The organism is Altericista sp. CCNU0014 (assembly GCF_044923475.1).
In the GTDB taxonomy this organism is placed as follows: domain Bacteria; phylum Cyanobacteriota; class Cyanobacteriia; order Thermosynechococcales; family Thermosynechococcaceae; genus JAAURS01.
The window spans coordinates 2453088-2468556 of record NZ_CP137338.1 but is presented as its reverse complement, the minus strand read 5'-3'; the positions used below and the strand labels follow the sequence as shown (position 1 = coordinate 2468556).

Below are 15469 nucleotides of genomic sequence, written 5' to 3'. Positions count from 1 at the left end.
AAGTTCGTCGATCCGCTCAGCAAAAAAATTTGGACTGCCAAGCCAGTCGAGCAGCGCCCGCCATTCCCGCCTGATTTCCCAACTCAGCGATCGCAATTTGCAGTCCTTCGCGGGAGGTGGGTTTCACCCGTCGTCGCACCTCAGTTTCGAGCGTTGGTAAAAAGAAGTCCCAGGCCGCGCAAATTCCGCCCCCAATGATGACCGCCTGAGGAGCTAGGACGTAGACCGTACTGGTAATCCCCGCTGCTAATTCTCGACCGTATTGCTGCCAAAAATCGATCGCCTCGGGATTGCCTGCTGCGGCTCGCTCGGCGAGTTCGCTCGGCTCAAATCCCGTGCGACGGCGGATTGCCTGCGCAGAGGCATGTTGTTCTAGAGAGCCTCGATTGCCGCTGTTGCACGTTGGGCCGTTGAGATCCACCGTTACCAGCCCCAGTTCCCCCGCCGTCCCGTTATGCCCGACAAATAATTGCCCATCGATAAAAACGGCCCCACCCACTCCAGTCCCGAGGGTTAGCAATATCCAGTTTTGAAAGTGACGGCCCGCCCCTAACCACGCTTCGCCCAACCCCGCACAGTTTGCATCGTTTCCCACCACTGTGGGCAGGCCAGTCAGCGCTTCCAGTCGATCGGCCAAGGGCACGCTTACCCAGCCCGGTAGGTTGATGGCTAACTTCGATACGCGACCTGCGACATCCGCTGGCCCTGGCGCGCCTACCCCAAGGGCGATCGCCTCTTTCTCTGGGTCGAGTTCTCGAATCGCTGCTGCAATCCCTGCAATTACGGGATCTGGCGATGATGATTGCGGGGTTGCAATTTTCAAAGAAGCCAAGCAATGGCCTTCGCGGGTATAGCACCCCAGCTTAATGTCGGTGCCGCCTAAATCTACCCCAATGACTCGGTCTGCCATCGTTTTTTAGTCCGCGATGGGGGTTAACAATGCCACTGCATAGGCAGCGATTCCTTCCTCTCGGCCTTCTGGCCCAAGCTGCTCGTTAGTGGTGGCTTTTACGCCTACGCGGTCGGCAGGAATAGCGAGGACAGCGGCCAGGCGATCGCGCATGGCGGCAATGTGAGGCTTCAGTTTGGGACGCTCTGCTACCACCACCGAATCAATATTGCCGACTTCCCAGCCGCGGGATCGAACGAGCTGATTGACCTGTTCTAGAAGCTTGAGACTGTCTGCATTTTTCCATTGGGCATCCGTCGGCGGGAAGTAGTGGCCGATGTCCCCTAGACTGAGCGCCCCCAGCAAGGCATCCATAATGGCGTGGGTGAGAACATCTGCATCGCTATGGCCTAACAGCCCCAATTCGTGATCGATGGTAATGCCGCCTAAGATTAAAGGGCGATCTGGAACCAGTCGGTGAATATCGTAACCATTCCCAATGCGCAGCGGAACCATAAAAATCGTCCATCAGCAAAAACAAAAGCGCCCTACGGTACGAGGGCAATATCCTAGAGTTTAGATCGATCGCACGCAGACTCTAGCACTCAATCCTAACCGAACGTGCCGATCTGTCAGTATCTGAGGTTAATGCCTTAAATACAAGGTCTGCCTCCAATCTACGAGCAACAACGTATCTTTTGTCGCACCGTTACAACGGGTCAGGAAAAATAATGCCAGGGGTCCCCGCAATCCACCGAGGATACTTCTGCATGACGCGAGCGTACAGATCTGAATTCAACCAACTCGTCAACCACGTCTGAAGGTGGGGCCAAGGCTGCATGTCAAACCAGTCTGAGTCGGCGATCGCAAATTGACGCACAAAAGGAGCGATCGCCATATCTGCCAGGGCCGCGCGATTCCCAAACAAGTAAGGCATCTGACCGAGCTGAGCGTCGAGCTGCTCTAGGTATCGCGCGCCTTCAGCTCGGTGAACTCGAGCATCGGCTCCCTCATAACGCGCCGCGTACTTATAGCGATCGAGGTGATGCTTGAAACCGCCATCAAACTGAGCGATCGACACCAGCATGTCATCCATAGAACCTCGCTCCGGTGCGAGCCACCCTCCGGGGTCGTTGCGTTCCAGCGCCCACAGCATGATGTCGAGACTTTCATCCCACACCTGTCCTTCAGCATCGATCAACACCGGGACCGTTCCCTTTGGGGACGCGTCCAGCATTGCTTGGGGCTTATCGCGCAGCACCACTTCGCGCAGTTCGCAGACCTGCCCGCTCGCCGCCAGCGCCAGCCGCGATCGCATCGCAAAAGGGCAGCGTCGAAAGGAATACAAAATAGGGCGCTCGGTTTGTTGCTGCGCGATAGGCTGTTTGAACTTGTAAACTGCCCCCATGTGGGACTGGTTGCGCGCCTCGGCCAGCTCAATTTGCCTTTGCCGTTCGGCTAGCGATTTCTGTTGCGCCTCCGTCTTCTGACCGTAGCAATGGGGACAGCTCATACCCAGCACAAATAACTCAGATGCTTTATCCGTTGCGCTAATAGGATTGCGGCAGGCGCGGCACAGCTCGTAGCGCCCTGGCTTTAACCCATGCCCGACCGTCACGCGCTCGTCAAAAACAAAGCACTCCCCCTCCCATAGGCTTTCTGCCTCGGGTACCGTCTCTAAATACTTTAAAATGCCGCCCTCAAGGTGGTAGACCTCCTCAAACCCTTGGCTTCGCAAAAAAGCGGTGGATTTTTCGCAGCGAATGCCCCCCGTACAAAACATTGCCACCTTAGGCTTATCTTTCAAAGCTTCTTCTTGTCTGACCCAGTCCGGCAATTCAGAGAAGCTTTTGGTATTGGGATTGACCGCTCCCTTAAAGGTTCCCACCGAAACCTCATAGTCGTTGCGGACATCAATCACCACAACGCTCGGATCTTCGATGAGCGCATTCCAATGCTCGGGTTTGACATACTGTCCTGCCATTTGGGTTGGATTGATGCCCGGAACCCCCATTTTCACAATTTCCTGTTTTAACCGCACTTTCATCCGGTAGAAAGGCTGTCGGTCTGCATGGGATTCTTTATGGACTAAATCTGCCAATCGCGGATCTTGCCTCAGGAAAGTCAGGACTCGATACACCTGCTCGCAGGTGCCCGCGATCGTGCCGTTAATTCCCTCGGCTGCGAGCAAAATCGTGCCTCTGACCTCATTTGCTTGGCAACAGGCCAATAAGGGCGATCGAAGCGCCGCAAAGTCCGGTAATTCGACAAATTTATACAGCGCGGCAGTGAGGACAGTCATCGTTTACCTGAATGGGAATGGGCCTTGAAGCTCAGCTAGGGCTGAGGGGGAATCGTTCCCAATTTATCCTAGCGATCGCCTGTCCTCCAGTAAAGCTTTTGAATGGGCGATCGCTTGACGGGAGGGAGCGCGGTGGCGTTCGCTGCCCTGACGTTATAGATTTCTTTAATAGATTTCTATCGTCGCTGGCCGCACCCCATCTCGATCGAAAAGCCCGACCGAAAAGCCATAAATAAGACGTGACATACTCCCGACGCTGATGCTCCGCATACAGCGCGGGCTTCTCGGCTCATGTACCACCACTGAAGGAGCACCGCACTTTGAGAAGTTCCTACATCATCCGGTCTTTCCTAGATTGCAAGAGATTTACAATCCCCGTTCAGAACCCCGTCCGCAGGCAATTTGTTTATAGTCCACGAGATAGACCTCCCGCCGACTTTATGAATATTGATTTGAGCTTTCCTTTCTTCCTTGCGTTGGCGCGTCACCATTACGTTTTCGAGGGTGATATTTTTCTCGACACACAAAAGGAGGGGTGGAAAAACCTTGTAATTAGTTGGTGTTCCTCAACCTTACACTTTTGGCGGTTCGTCGCCAACCCCTTCACTGTTTGCGCGGTGGGCAAAAATGTTCAGGGGTTGGACTCCTCAACGCCGCGCCTTTCATCCCGACGCTGACCCTATCAGGTACAGCGCGGGACTTCCCGTCTAAATGTTAAAAAACACCGCGCTGTAAGGGGCGCGGTGTTTTTTAAGTCTTGCTGGATCGATTTGAGACCGATCGATCTAATCGTTAGAAGGGATCGAACCAAGAAAAATGGTTCTAGTTGGTTCCTGTAAAGACGATTTCAGGAAAGCGCGATTTGGCTTCATCGACAGGTCTTTTGCGCCCTTCTTCTTGCCAATAGTTAATCACTTCCGTCCCTTGATTCAGAATTTGGATGCGATCTACTTCTGAAATCCAGGCTTTTTTTTCTAATTCCGTCTTCAGGTCTTCCCAGGCGTCATTGCGAGGCCAGAAAAAATAGGATGTGAGGGGGCTTGTCCCGTTGCCGACGACCTGATCGACTGCGAGTGCAACATTCTCGTCAAGCCAGAGAACCTTCAGAATAAACTTGGACAAATACACCTCCAGCGAATGTGCCGATTGCTACATATTATACAATCTACGATCTTACTGCATTCCTCAGCATTCGGTTCTTCAAATGCGGCACGATTCGATCGAAACTTGACCTTATTACAAACGGTATTGCAAAAACTATGAATCCTCCCGCTCCAACGGCAATTGCGGTATTCGATATTGATGGTGTGGTCAGAGATGTGGCGGGCTCGTACCGACGGGCGATCGCCGATACGGTTCAACACTTTACCCGAGATCGATATCGGCCCACTCCAGAGGATATTGACGCGCTCAAGGCAGAAGGTCGCTGGAACAACGACTGGGAGGCATCTCAAGAACTGATCGCTCGATTTTTCCAGGCTCGGGATTTTTCAGAGACGCTGCCCGATTTTCAAGCAATTGTGGATTTTTTCCAGGCTAAGTATCGAGGCGAGAATTTTTCAGGGTACATACAATCCGAACCGTTGCTAATGGATCGATCTTACTTAGAGGAGTTAACGCAAGGTGGAGTTCTTTGGGGGTTCTTTAGCGGCGCAACGCGAGGTTCGGCTGGGTATGTGCTGGAGCGGCGGCTGGGGCTGGAGCAGCCTATCCTAGTGGCGATGGAGGATGCTCCAGGGAAACCGGATCCTGCGGGTTTGTTTCAGACGATCGCCCTCCTTGCCCGCCGTCATAGCTTCGCTGCCGATCTTTCGGTTCCGTTTGACTTTCCCATTATTTACGTGGGAGATACAGTCGCGGATATGCAGACGGTAGAGCGGGCAAAACAGGCATATCCGATGCAGCAATGGTTTGCAGTTGGAGTGATTCCACCCCACGTGCAGCGGCGCTCTCTTTACGCACAGATCTTAAACGAGGCTGGGGCGATTGCGGTGCTGGATTCAGTCGGGCAGTTGTTGGATTGGATTCAGGGCGATCGCTCAAACTACTAGCAGATCGGTCGATACCGCAATAGATTTTCGGATTGGTGTGTTTGACTTCTGTCGTTTATCCCCGCTCCACTCTAATATCTAAACCTCAAAAATGAGAATCGTTAAGGAGTATGAAGCGATTATCAGGACAGTTCATTAGATGAGTAAGATTTTGTATAGAAAGCGAGCAGGAGAGCGGACCGTGGGAATACCGAGACTAGAATATAAACCAAAGAGTCAGAACGAGCGCGTAGCAGGCTATGAGAGTGGTGGTGACGAAGCCCCTCGGATATACAGTACGGATAACCTATTGAGCCCTGGAGATATGGGCACTCTGATCGAAGCTGCGTATCGACAGCTCTATTTCCATGCCTTCGCCTCAGACCGAGAGCCGTACCTAGAATCGCAACTGCGGAACGGGCAAATTAGCGTACGAGAGTTTATTCGCGGGCTAGCGTTGTCCGATACCTACAAGCGAAGCTTTTACGACCTCAACAGTAACTATCGATTCGTCGAGCAGAGCGTGCAGCGGATCTTAGGCAGAGACGTCTACAGCGAACGGGAAAAGATTGCATGGTCCATTGTTGTGGCGACCAAAGGAATCAGGGGGTTCATTGACGAACTGCTCGGTAGTGAAGAATACCAAGAGAACTTTGGCGACAGCATTGTGCCCTATCAACGTCGTCGGATACTGCCAGGGAGAAGCATCGGCGAAACGCCCTTCAACCTAAAATCGCCTCGTTATGACAGCTATCATCGCAGCAAACTTGGATTTCCTCAAATCGTTTGGCAAAGTACTGTTAAGAGCTACCGCGCACCTGACAGACAACCTAGAACCGGAGACCCATCCTTGTTTTTAAGTATGGCTCAAAGTATTCGTCCAACTGGAAATCTTCCGCAGAGCGTATCGCCGTATAACATCGACATCGAGCGGACGGTCCCGTACCGGAAGCGTTAGGGTTGTGGATTGAGAGAAGGAACCGCGCTCATAGATGGAGCGCGGTTTTTAGTGTGCGGGTGTAACTTTCCTCACTCATGTTCAGAAGAGAGTATCGTTGCGGAGGACCGAGCGGAGAGCATTAGCGGCGGCCTCAAGGAGAGCCTCGTGGTGAAAATGGTCAGCCCCGAGAGCATTGAGAACGCGCGCGGCCTTACGAGCGAGGTCCGCCTGGTAATCGAGGAAATCGGAAGTCCCGAAGCGAAAAGCAGGAATGAGGTCAATCGCGCCCGCGCGAATCGCCGCCTCCCTGAGAGCGTCAAACGCCGGGGAATCAGCCGACAGCGTGAGGATGGTAGGCAGCGGAGGAAAAGCCGCATCGAGGGCCTCAAAGAAAGCCGAGAAATCAGAGCCAAAGGTGCGGACATCGATCAACAGCAACTGTGGGAGGGGCTCGCCCGCCGCCTCCAAAAGCCTGAGGGTATGTAGGATAGGCAGATCGTCAGCCTGCCAAAAAATCGAAACCCGATGGGCCATGAGGACCTCTCGCCAGAGCTGCCCTTGGAGGAGAGACGTTTGATGCATCAACACCGCACAAGGGCCGAGGGCATCGGGATGCGAATCTGGGGAGGCCACGAACTGCATCTCAAGGCGATTGCCAACGCGGATGAGGTCACCATCCTTGAGCTTAGTCGGCTGCGTCACGGGCTGAAAATTAATAAACGAGCCATTGCGACTGCCGAGGTCGACCCAAAAGAACTCATTAGAGAGCGCCAACTGGAGCAACATCGCGTGCTCGCGCGAAACCATGCGGTCCGGCAGAAAAATAGCGCAATCTTGAGCGCGCCCGACCGACCAAGTCCTGCGACCGACCAAAAGCATTTGATAGTGCCCCGTGGGCGTATGAATCAAAAGGCGCGGCAGCGCCGCCACCGAAAGCGCCGTAAAATCGTCACCCGCGAACTGCTGCTCCAAAAAGCGGAGCGCCTGCAGCGCCTCCATGGGTCTGGCGAACAAAAACCCCTGGCCGAACTGACAGCGGAGCGCGCGCAACTGAGCGACCTGAGCCGTCGACTCCACCCCTTCGGCGACCCCCCCGAGACCGAGATTGCGAGCGAGCGTCAGAATCGTGCGGACGATCTCCAAATTATCGGGAGAATCGACGCGAGCGACAAACGAGCGGTCGATCTTGAGAAAATCGACCGGCAAGCGGTCCAAATAACTGAGGGAAGAATAGCCCGTACCAAAATCGTCAATACAGAGCTGAACGCCGAGGGCCCTCACTTGGCTCAGTTGCGCGAGCACCGCCTCCGAATGTCGCACCAGCAACTCCTCGGTAATCTCAATTTTGAGCGCCCTAGGGTCGAGACCCGAGCGCGCGAGCGCGCCTTGGAGGACCGGCACCAACTCAGAATGGCAGAGCTCGGGACTCGAGAGATTGACGCTCACGAACACCGAGCGCGCCTGCGGGAAGCGTCGGTGCCAGAGCGCCATTTGCGCGCAAGCGGTGGCCAGGACCCAATGACCGATCGCAATGATGAGCCCCGCCTCCTGGGCCACCGGGAGAAACTCTCCCGGCGGGAGGAGCCCGCGCGTCGGGTGATGCCAATAGACAAAGGACTCAAAGCCAGCGACCTCGCCGGACTCGAGATTGACAATCGGCTGATAGAGCAAACAGAACTCCTGCAGCGCGATCGCGCGGCGGAGGTCATTTTCGAGCTGGAGGCGCGCCACCGCATAGATATGCATCCCCGGCTGAAAAATGGCATAGCACGCCTTTCCCATCGCCTTCGCCTGATAGAGAGCGATATCGGCATCGCGAATGAGATTTTCCGCCTCGACATAGCCCGGCGCGCTCATCGCAATCCCAATACTCGTCGTCGAACAAATCTCGTGTCCGTCGATTTGAAACAGCGCGCCCATATCGTCGAGAATGCGTTCGGCCACCTGGATCGCCGCTTGGGGTCCGTGGACCGCATCGATGAGCATCGTAAACTCATCCCCGCCAATGCGCGCCACCGTATCCCCCGGACGCACGCAGGCCTCCAAGCGCGTCGCCACCTGAGTCAAGAGCAAATCCCCCGCGCGATGGCCGAGACTGTCATTAATCACCTTAAAGCGGTCGAGGTCGAGAAACAGCACCGCAAACTGGTAATCGGCATCGCGCTGGAGCCGACGCACCGCCTGAGCGAGCCGGTCGAGAAACAGCAGTCGGTTAGGGAGGCCCGTGAGCTTGTCGTAAAAGGCATCGCGCTGGAGCTGCACCTGGGTCTGCTTGAGGGCAGAAATATCCGTAATCAGCCCCTCGATCGAACCCGCCGCCGAGAAATACCCCTGCTCGAGGAACCACCGCTGCGCCCCAGCGCGCGTGCGCACGCGATACTCCACCCCATACGCCTGCCGCGTCTCCAGCGCGCCATCGATATGGGCCAGCAGGTCCACCAAATCCTCGGGGTAAATCAGGTCGTTAAACGTCAGACCGCCCTCCGCCGGAGATAACAGCTCGCAGGCAGAATAATCCGTCAGCGCCAAACAGGCCTCAGACAAAAAATAGATCGAGCGGTCCGCATCGAGACATCGGCCAAACGCAATACCCGGAATGGCATTCAAGCGTAGAGCCGCTGGATTGTCATCGTAGGAGAGAAGCTCTCGCGTCAAAACTCAACCTTTAACCGCAGTGAAACAACCGAAAGCAAACCGAGCGCAGAACCAATCGAATCGCCCTTTCCAGCCTAGCGTCAAGAATAGCCAAAATCCCAAAAAAGCGCTAGCGACCCCAGACCCGCACAAAAATCGACCTCTGGCGCGCCGAGCGCGCGAACCGCGTCCCTTAAGATAAAGATCCCGCCCCCGAGCCCCCCGGCCCTGTCAGGGATACCCGCCCCCCACCCGATCGCCATGGTGCAGCCCCCCATCCCCGAACCCGATCGGCGCATCCGCCTCATCGCGCGCGCGCGAAGGCACGCCTTCGCGGCGCGCTACCTGGTGCTGACGCGCGCCGCGCTCGAAACCGAAACCATCCTGCTCGAGAGCGTCAGCGCTGGGCTGTTAGAACGAGCGCAGCAGCAATACGGCAGCCAAATCCAGCCCGATCTAGCGGCGATCGCCCCGGTCCTGCTCGAGAGTCTCGCCATCGGCTTCGCGCGCGATCGGGTGTGGGACGCGCTCGCGCGCGAAGTGTGGGTCAACGTTCTCGCGTGGAGCGTGCAAGACCTCGAACCCGCCATCGCCGAATCCACCATCGCATCCATCGCACGCGAACCCTACTGCGAAGCCATCTGGCAGAGCCTCTTCGCCCCAGAGACGCTGCCCCTGAGCGTCCTGGTGCGCCAACTCGAAGCATTCGTCGGCCCGGCCCTCGTCGCCCAGATCCTGCAAACCCCTCAAACGCTAGAACCTCTCCTGTTCGGCCTCCCCCTCGCCGGCCCCGCCGCGCTCGCCCTCCCCCCCCTCCGCGTTCCGCCCTGGTTCGCCCTCGCATCCTTCGACTTCCTCGCCGAGACCGCCCCCGCACCGCCCGCAGTCCCGCCGCGCGACCTGCCGCCGTTCCCTGCGATCGCCGAACCCTCGCCGGACCCACCCCTCGTCCTAGAGCACTACCTCACCCGGCCCAGCGAACTCTATCGGCTCCCGTGGGAACTGATCGCCCAAATCAAACAGCAGTGCGGCGTGCCGATGGTCCAACTGCTGTTCCTCCTCGTCGGCCACGCCATGCGCCAGCCGCACCCCGCCGCCAGTCCCTTTACCCTCACCCAGGGCGAGATCCTAGAACAGCTCGACTGGACCCCCGCCCCTGCCGCCCCCGCCCCTGCCGCCCCCGCCCCGCTCGAACTCGCATCCCCCGAACTCGCACTCTTATTGGAACGGCTCGCGAGCCTGAGGATTGCCACCCTTTGGATGACCGAACCCAGCGCCACCCGCGTCGAAGCGTATCGCACCAGCGGCCACCCCTGGGAGATCCTCCTCGAGAGCCAAGGCGACCTCGACTGGATCGCAGGCCGCATCGCTGCGCCCGCCGCGCTGACCCTCACCCTTCGACCCGGCCTGTGGCTGCCCCACCTGCTCCAACAAGGCGGTCACAGCGCCCGCAGCGCCTGGAAAGCCTTCGGTCGCTTTGCCCTGACCCTGCTGCAGCGCGATTGCTGCCGCGATTCATTTCTGATCGGCCTGCTGATTCCCCCGATCCTCAACGCGCCCCAACCCCATCCCGACGCGAGATTGCCCGTCTATACCGTCCGACACCTCCTCGAAGCCGCCCTGCCCGCCTCAGCCCTGCCGTCCCTCCCGCTCGACCCAACCCTGGCCCCCGCGCTGTTGAAGGCGTGGAATCGAGCCTTAGACGCATTGCTGAGCCTCGGTTGGTCGAACGGTCGCGCCAATGCGATGGTCGGCCCCGCCGACTTTTACATCGAGCCGTATCCGAGCTGGCTCAATCCGGGCAGTACGAGCCGCAAGCCCCCGGACTGGATCGAGCAGTGGTTCGCCCAGCCCTTGAGGCTGGTGCCGCCCACCGACCTTTTGGGACTGCCGCCCGACCCCGGAAAAAAGACCGCCGCCCCTTCGCGTCCCGCCCGCCGCCTGCGCTTCGATCGCCTCACGGGCGCGGAAATCCGCGCGGCCCGAAAAGCAAAACAGCTCACCCAATCCCAACTCGCCGACGCCCTGCACGTCCACCAAAGCCTGATCGCCAAAATCGAAGTCGGCCAGCGCGCCTTGAGCGAAGCCCTCGAGCGATCCCTGCGGCAAGTCTTAGACCTGTAATTGCGCCCAGCTCCGTCCCGCCGCAGTCCGAGGTCTGGATTTGGGCTGCAGCGCGGCGCGTCTGGCGATTCCCATTGCGATCGCCATCACCGCCAAATCGCCCAAAGATCGCGCTCCACCGCCCACCCCCATCACTGTGCGGCCCGAATTTTAGCGCAAAGATACATACATCGGAAGAGCGCCCAGTGCCCCTCAACCGAACGCCAAACCCTCACTTGTATCAAGGAAACCCACCATGAAAAAGATAATCGTCACCCTTCTGGCCCTTTCGACCCTCGGCGCGATCGCCTTCCCCTCCCACGCTCAGGACACGGGGAACTCCCAAACGGGCACCAACGTGAGCACCGTTGACGGCAACGGCAACCGCGTCCAGCAAAGCAACCGCCAAAGCATCGACACCGGACGGGGTCGTCGGGGCCGCGGCGACGAAGTCAACCTCCAAGACGCGCTCAACGACAGCGATGTCAAAGGGAACCGCAACAACGTCGACCAGCGCAACGACCAACGCATCCGCAGCCGTCGCTAACCCCTCCCGCCTCGAGCGAGCGTATTTCCTTATCGATGCCCATCCCCCTCCCCTCATCATCCACTGACCTATATAAAAGGAAACCCACCATGAAAAAGATAATCGTCACCCTTCTGGCCCTATCCACCCTCGGCGCGATCGCGATTCCGTCCCACGCTCAGGACACGGGGAACTCCCAAACAAGCACCAACGTGAGCACGATCGACGGCAACGGCAACCGAGTGAACCAAAGCAACCGCCAAAGCATCGACACCGGACGGGGTCGTCGGGGTCGCGGCGACGAAGTCAACCTTCAAGACGCGCTCAACGACAGCGATATCAAAGGAAATCGCAACAACGTCGACCAGCGCAACGACCAACGCATCCGCAGCCGTCGCTAGTCGCGACGCACCCTCGACCGTCTCGGTCAGTCTTTGAAATCAAAGAGAGAGTTGGGATTTTCGATATTCCTGTCTGGGTGAAACCCTAACTCTCTCCCGCACAATTGTTAGGAGACATACCCTCATGAAGCTTATCCCCCTATCCTTAATTTCGATCGGTTTGACGGGCACCGCCTTGCTTCCCTTTGCCCTGACCCCGCCCCAAGCGTCCGCCCAATGCATTCAATCCCACGCCGGCATCCAGCTCAAATTGGGCGAACCCGCCGCGCAAACCAACAACGTGAGACAGACCGGAGACGGTCCGTGCAGCGGAAACGTCCAGTCCAGCACCAGCGTGCAAGTGGATCGAAACCCAGGTCGAGGCAGAAGCCAGCATCAAGAAGTCGACCAACGTCTCGAAGGAGGCCGGGGCAACGGCACGGGCGTCAATGGCCCTACCGTTAGAAATAGCGTCGTCGTCGACGTCAACGTCAGAACGCCTAAAAAGTTCAAGCCCTAACCCGGCGTTAGCGCTCGAACCCTCGGCTCGAACCTCAATTTTCGGTGGAGTTCTTCAAAGATGAGTTTCAAACGACTGGCTATCTTGGGTGGGGTTGTCGCCCTCTGCACGGCCCCAATTCTTTCCCATACCTCTGCTTCGGTTCAGACGAACGTCAATACCGCCCGCGTCGATCGCGACGATGTCGCGATCCGCACGGCCAACGCGCAAGAGACCGAAAGCGGCGATCGCTTCCAAAGCCTGCGCGACCTTTTTCGCCGCGACTCAGACCGCGGCGAACGCGTGGCCCAATCCTACTCCGTTCAAGAATCCTCCTTCGAACTCGAACAGGCGGATCTGCGAGACCCCTACACCTTAACCGTGCGCCCCTCTGCCGATGCGAGGCAAGTGCGAGGCACCATCAAGCTCGATGGAAAGCCGTTAAAAACCCTAGGCAAAGGCGTCGTGAAAATCAACCTGTCCCCTTACCTGCGCAAAGGCCGCCAAAAACTTCAGATCGCTGGCAGCTATCGCCCCGTAGGAGCCTCCGTTGAGGTTACTTTAGAAGGCCCAGCAGCCGAAATCGCCCAAGAGATGGGCGGAAATGGCATCCTCAATCAAACGATTGCCATCGACGTCAAATAACATCTGCCAGAGGGGCATCGCGCCGCGCTCGGACCTGGAATCTTAACAAAACAGCAACACAAACCGTTTTTAAAACCGCATCCTGTATATTTCAAGAATGATGTGACGGTATTGTCAGGCAAGCTTTAGAATAAATCGTTTTGACGCGTCAGGCGGCGGCGATCTCGAATTTGTCTGGTGTCTGTCGGTGGAGGAGTGCCCCTAGGTTGAGGCTTGAAACGATACATGGGAATCGATCGCGTAAATCTGCCTGTTTTCAGTCTAAAAAAAGTAAGAACGATCGGATTGCAATCGGCGTTACTGTCCTGCGGTGCGGGGTTGCTGGTTTGCAGCCAAGGGCTGACCTTTGACGCTCGAGCGCAGGTCAATTCGACGAACGATTCTGCAATTGGGAATAATTCCAATCAAAATAACGTCAATCAAAACGCCAACCAAAATCAAAATATTGTCAACAATCCCGATCGGATCGTGTATCCGTTGGACGGCAATTTTTACACGCCCGTCAATACAGAAAACGACTTTGGCTTCAACTTCTCGGCGGGGGTGAATACCCTCGATTCCTCCAACGTCACGCTGTATGTGGGCGTGATTTTTCAGCCCGGTCGGACGGCAGATCACAAGGCCAGGATGAATCGCCTGCGCAAAGAAACTGAGATTCTAGAAGTGCAGAAGAAAACCCTAGAAGCGCGCTTGCTGTTGCTGGAGAAGCAAGTTAAAGATGCGGGACTTCAGCTCGAAAAGTCGAACGACCCCGTTCCCGACCCCGCCGCCGACCCCGCACCCCCGCCCAAGGCCCAGGGATTGTAACGATCGCACCTAGGTTAAAATACGCCAGACGATCGCGCCGAGGGCGACGATCGAGGCGAAGTAGGCCGTCGATCGCAGGGCTGGAATGCCGGCAATATAGGCCAGTCCGTGGATGACGCGCAACCCGAGCACCGCAATGGAGGCGATCGCCGTCACCCCATCGGTTTGCCCTGTCGCCTGAGCGATCAGAATCACCGTCGCGATCGTGGCGAGATTGTCGTGGTGATTGCGCTGAGCGCGATCGGCGCGTCCCACCCAGGGCTTGACCTCCGGCATCGTGTCGCGGTTTCCCATGCCCCAAGCCAAGGGAGATTCAGCGGCGCTGACGCGGGCGAGGGCCGGAATGTGGTTGAGGGGAATAGACCAGAGCGCCAAAGCCAACAAACAAAGCAAATCAGTGGACATAGCCCAACCCTAAACAATAGCTGCGCCCCTCATTATGCCTCCTCAGCCGCCCTCGACAGTAGACCTTGCACCTGTTGCTGGGCCAACAGAATGCGCGCCTTGACCGCCAACGTCCCTTCCTGCGATCGCCGTTCTTCCAACGCTTCCAAAACCTGCGCCAACGTCTGCACCCGTACCAGAGCGATGGCCAACGCGAGGGATTGGACTCCGGCGATCGCCGCGTAGCGCACCACCCATTCCGGGTCTTGGGCGCAACCGAGCAGCACCGCCAAACATCTTTGTTGGCCGTCCGCCTGTTGTTCCGGCGATAACCCCTCCCAGCGAATCGTTCCCAAACCACGCGCCGCCGCCCGCCGAACGCTGAGGGCAAAATCTGCGCTGGCGGCCTCCAATAGAATCTCTAAGCCTTTCGGGTCGCCAATGCCCGCCAGTGCGCGAATGGCCCAGGCTCTGGCCCCGTAGTTAAAATTATCCAGCAGGGAAAGGAGGGGCAACACAGCGGGTTCTCCAATGCGAATTAACCCATCCACCGCCGCCACAGCTGCCCCCGGATTGTTATAGCCCAGGGCAGTAATAAGCGGTTCCGTCGCTTCTGGGTTGCCCGTCTGCGCGAGCGCCTCGACTGCGCTTGCCAAGGCCGAGGCAGAACTGGCGGCTTCGATGGCCTGAAGCAGCGTCGGAATGGGAGTGACGGTGTTTAGGGGCATAAAAAAATTGATGCGATCGTTCAAGGCTTCGGGTGGTCTGAAGTGTTGTTCTTCCTCGCATGCATGTAGGTGCGGAGAATTGCGTTGATGCGGGTCTGATAGCCTTTACCCTGCCCCTTCAGCCAATCCAGCACGTCAGGATCGAGCCGGATCGTGATGGTGGGTTTGCGCTGGGGCGTGACGACTTTGGCGTTTTGCCAGAAATCTTCATCCGTCGGGATAATGTCAGGATCGGAGGCAATGGCGGCATGATTGTCAGCGTCGCTTATATGACGTAGCCTCTCCCAATCCGTTTCGGGTTTATTCGACAAGGCTTTTCCAGTAGGCACGTCGTTCATGAGGTTCTGCCCTCCATGCGGAGATGATGCGTCGTTCATCGGTTCTGTCGGTATAAATTACCGTGATTTCCAAGCCGTTGACCAGTCCAATGGCGTAAACGCGGGTTTCGCCGTAGTCGAAGCGGTCATCTTCCCGTTCAAGGGTCTGCCCATCAAAAATCCGTTTTGCATCTTCAAAGGCGATGCCGTGCCGTTCGAGGTTGCGGCGGTTTTTGTCGTTGTCCCAAGTGTATCGCATGTAAAGTATTTACACAAAGTAAATAC

At 57.2% G+C, this 15469-nt stretch carries 19 protein-coding genes and 1 pseudogene; 8 read left to right on the top strand and 12 right to left on the bottom strand.

What is annotated here, in order from left to right; genetic code table 11:
- Positions 1–16 precede the first annotated feature (16 nt).
- The 5 genes and pseudogenes from R6H26_RS12065 to R6H26_RS12045 all read right to left on the bottom strand — a co-directional run bounded on the left by R6H26_RS12065 (position 17) and on the right by R6H26_RS12045 (position 4325).
- Positions 17–910, bottom strand: a complete 894-nt coding sequence (locus tag R6H26_RS12065; RefSeq protein ID WP_404790634.1) for an ROK family protein — start codon at positions 908–910, stop codon at positions 17–19.
- A gap of 6 nt (positions 911–916) precedes the next feature.
- Complete coding sequence (ispF, locus tag R6H26_RS12060; protein WP_404790633.1) at positions 917–1405, bottom strand: 2-C-methyl-D-erythritol 2,4-cyclodiphosphate synthase; 489 nt, start codon at positions 1403–1405, stop codon at positions 917–919.
- Positions 1406–1598: 193 nt separating this feature from the next.
- The gene (locus R6H26_RS12055) at positions 1599–2297 is read right to left on the bottom strand and encodes a glutathione S-transferase (protein WP_404791303.1); all 699 of its coding nucleotides are present in this window, start codon (positions 2295–2297) and stop codon (positions 1599–1601) included.
- Positions 2280–3191, bottom strand: a pseudogene (locus R6H26_RS12050) (rhodanese-related sulfurtransferase); the annotation flags it as partial. The gene R6H26_RS12055 and the pseudogene R6H26_RS12050, both read right to left, overlap by 18 nt.
- A gap of 822 nt (positions 3192–4013) precedes the next feature.
- A complete protein-coding gene (locus R6H26_RS12045; protein ID WP_404791302.1) occupies positions 4014–4325 on the bottom strand; it encodes a 30S ribosomal protein PSRP-3 in 312 nt (103 codons plus the stop codon).
- A 125-nt stretch (positions 4326–4450) separates the two neighbouring features.
- On the opposite strand from R6H26_RS12045, the gene R6H26_RS12040 reads away from it, so the two are divergent.
- The gene (locus R6H26_RS12040) at positions 4451–5242 is read left to right on the top strand and encodes a TIGR01548 family HAD-type hydrolase (protein ID WP_404790632.1); all 792 of its coding nucleotides are present in this window, start codon (positions 4451–4453) and stop codon (positions 5240–5242) included.
- A 181-nt stretch (positions 5243–5423) separates the two neighbouring features.
- Positions 5424–6179, top strand: coding sequence for a phycobilisome rod-core linker polypeptide (locus R6H26_RS12035; protein WP_404790631.1), 756 nt, complete (start codon positions 5424–5426; stop codon positions 6177–6179).
- A gap of 81 nt (positions 6180–6260) precedes the next feature.
- Here R6H26_RS12035 and R6H26_RS12030 read toward each other — a convergent pair whose 3' ends face one another.
- Together R6H26_RS12030 and R6H26_RS12025 are read right to left on the bottom strand one after the other, a co-directional pair.
- Positions 6261–8816: an EAL domain-containing protein gene (locus R6H26_RS12030; RefSeq protein WP_404790559.1), complete on the bottom strand. Its 2556-nt coding sequence runs from the start codon at positions 8814–8816 to the stop codon at positions 6261–6263.
- 320 nt (positions 8817–9136) lie between these two features.
- Complete coding sequence (locus tag R6H26_RS12025) at positions 9137–9409, bottom strand: hypothetical protein (protein ID WP_404790560.1); 273 nt, start codon at positions 9407–9409, stop codon at positions 9137–9139.
- A 460-nt stretch (positions 9410–9869) separates the two neighbouring features.
- Between R6H26_RS12025 and R6H26_RS12020 the strand changes: the two genes are divergently transcribed.
- A complete protein-coding gene (locus tag R6H26_RS12020; RefSeq protein ID WP_404790561.1) occupies positions 9870–10919 on the top strand; it encodes a multiprotein-bridging factor 1 family protein in 1050 nt (349 codons plus the stop codon).
- Here R6H26_RS12020 and R6H26_RS12015 read toward each other — a convergent pair.
- A complete protein-coding gene (locus R6H26_RS12015) occupies positions 10908–11051 on the bottom strand; it encodes a hypothetical protein (RefSeq protein WP_404790562.1) in 144 nt (47 codons plus the stop codon). The genes R6H26_RS12020 and R6H26_RS12015 overlap by 12 nt on opposite strands.
- Before the next feature lie 103 nt (positions 11052–11154).
- Between R6H26_RS12015 and R6H26_RS12010 the strand changes: the two genes are divergently transcribed.
- The 5 genes from R6H26_RS12010 to R6H26_RS11990 all read left to right on the top strand — a co-directional run bounded on the left by R6H26_RS12010 (position 11155) and on the right by R6H26_RS11990 (position 13755).
- Positions 11155–11445 (top strand): hypothetical protein, encoded by a 291-nt coding sequence (locus tag R6H26_RS12010; RefSeq protein WP_404790563.1) that lies wholly within the window; start codon positions 11155–11157, stop codon positions 11443–11445.
- An 89-nt stretch (positions 11446–11534) separates the two neighbouring features.
- Positions 11535–11825: a hypothetical protein gene (locus tag R6H26_RS12005; protein ID WP_404790564.1), complete on the top strand. Its 291-nt coding sequence runs from the start codon at positions 11535–11537 to the stop codon at positions 11823–11825.
- A gap of 124 nt (positions 11826–11949) precedes the next feature.
- The gene (locus tag R6H26_RS12000) at positions 11950–12324 is read left to right on the top strand and encodes a hypothetical protein (protein WP_404790565.1); all 375 of its coding nucleotides are present in this window, start codon (positions 11950–11952) and stop codon (positions 12322–12324) included.
- A gap of 60 nt (positions 12325–12384) precedes the next feature.
- Positions 12385–12948 carry a hypothetical protein gene (locus tag R6H26_RS11995; protein ID WP_404790566.1) on the top strand — a complete coding sequence of 188 codons (564 nt, stop codon included), beginning with the start codon at positions 12385–12387 and terminating at the stop codon, positions 12946–12948.
- Between the two features lie 225 nt (positions 12949–13173).
- Positions 13174–13755, top strand: a complete 582-nt coding sequence (locus tag R6H26_RS11990; protein WP_404790567.1) for a hypothetical protein — start codon at positions 13174–13176, stop codon at positions 13753–13755.
- Positions 13756–13764: 9 nt separating this feature from the next.
- On the opposite strand, the gene R6H26_RS11985 is transcribed toward R6H26_RS11990, so the two are convergent.
- The 4 genes from R6H26_RS11985 to R6H26_RS11970 are packed head-to-tail and all read right to left on the bottom strand — an operon-like array spanning position 13765 to position 15443.
- Positions 13765–14160, bottom strand: a complete 396-nt coding sequence (locus R6H26_RS11985; RefSeq protein WP_404790568.1) for an MAPEG family protein — start codon at positions 14158–14160, stop codon at positions 13765–13767.
- A 32-nt stretch (positions 14161–14192) separates the two neighbouring features.
- A complete protein-coding gene (locus R6H26_RS11980; RefSeq protein ID WP_404791294.1) occupies positions 14193–14867 on the bottom strand; it encodes a HEAT repeat domain-containing protein in 675 nt (224 codons plus the stop codon).
- A 20-nt stretch (positions 14868–14887) separates the two neighbouring features.
- Positions 14888–15205: a BrnA antitoxin family protein gene (locus tag R6H26_RS11975; RefSeq protein WP_404790569.1), complete on the bottom strand. Its 318-nt coding sequence runs from the start codon at positions 15203–15205 to the stop codon at positions 14888–14890.
- Positions 15168–15443: a BrnT family toxin gene (locus tag R6H26_RS11970; RefSeq protein WP_404790570.1), complete on the bottom strand. Its 276-nt coding sequence runs from the start codon at positions 15441–15443 to the stop codon at positions 15168–15170. Before R6H26_RS11970 ends, R6H26_RS11975 begins: the two co-directional genes overlap by 38 nt.
- Between the last annotated feature and the right edge of the window lie 26 nt (positions 15444–15469).

Bases quoted from the DNA above. Each gene is read 5' to 3' on its own strand.
- R6H26_RS12005 (WP_404790564.1), top strand. From the start codon at position 11,535: ATGAAAAAGATAATCGTCACCCTTCTGGCCCTATCCACCCTCGGCGCG.
- R6H26_RS11970 (WP_404790570.1), bottom strand. From the start codon at position 15,443: ATGCGATACACTTGGGACAACGACAAAAACCGCCGCAACCTCGAACGG.
- R6H26_RS12040 (WP_404790632.1), top strand. From the start codon at position 4,451: ATGAATCCTCCCGCTCCAACGGCAATTGCGGTATTCGATATTGATGGT.
- R6H26_RS12020 (WP_404790561.1), top strand. From the start codon at position 9,870: ATGCGCCAGCCGCACCCCGCCGCCAGTCCCTTTACCCTCACCCAGGGC.
- R6H26_RS11975 (WP_404790569.1), bottom strand. From the start codon at position 15,205: ATGAACGACGTGCCTACTGGAAAAGCCTTGTCGAATAAACCCGAAACG.
- R6H26_RS12000 (WP_404790565.1), top strand. From the start codon at position 11,950: ATGAAGCTTATCCCCCTATCCTTAATTTCGATCGGTTTGACGGGCACC.
- R6H26_RS12025 (WP_404790560.1), bottom strand. From the start codon at position 9,409: ATGGATGCGATGGTGGATTCGGCGATGGCGGGTTCGAGGTCTTGCACG.
- ispF (WP_404790633.1), bottom strand. From the start codon at position 1,405: ATGGTTCCGCTGCGCATTGGGAATGGTTACGATATTCACCGACTGGTT.
- R6H26_RS11995 (WP_404790566.1), top strand. From the start codon at position 12,385: ATGAGTTTCAAACGACTGGCTATCTTGGGTGGGGTTGTCGCCCTCTGC.
- R6H26_RS11985 (WP_404790568.1), bottom strand. From the start codon at position 14,160: ATGTCCACTGATTTGCTTTGTTTGTTGGCTTTGGCGCTCTGGTCTATT.
- R6H26_RS12010 (WP_404790563.1), top strand. From the start codon at position 11,155: ATGAAAAAGATAATCGTCACCCTTCTGGCCCTTTCGACCCTCGGCGCG.
- R6H26_RS12055 (WP_404791303.1), bottom strand. From the start codon at position 2,297: ATGGGGGCAGTTTACAAGTTCAAACAGCCTATCGCGCAGCAACAAACC.
- R6H26_RS12065 (WP_404790634.1), bottom strand. From the start codon at position 910: ATGGCAGACCGAGTCATTGGGGTAGATTTAGGCGGCACCGACATTAAG.
- R6H26_RS11980 (WP_404791294.1), bottom strand. From the start codon at position 14,867: ATGCCCCTAAACACCGTCACTCCCATTCCGACGCTGCTTCAGGCCATC.
- R6H26_RS12015 (WP_404790562.1), bottom strand. From the start codon at position 11,051: ATGGGGGTGGGCGGTGGAGCGCGATCTTTGGGCGATTTGGCGGTGATG.
- R6H26_RS11990 (WP_404790567.1), top strand. From the start codon at position 13,174: ATGGGAATCGATCGCGTAAATCTGCCTGTTTTCAGTCTAAAAAAAGTA.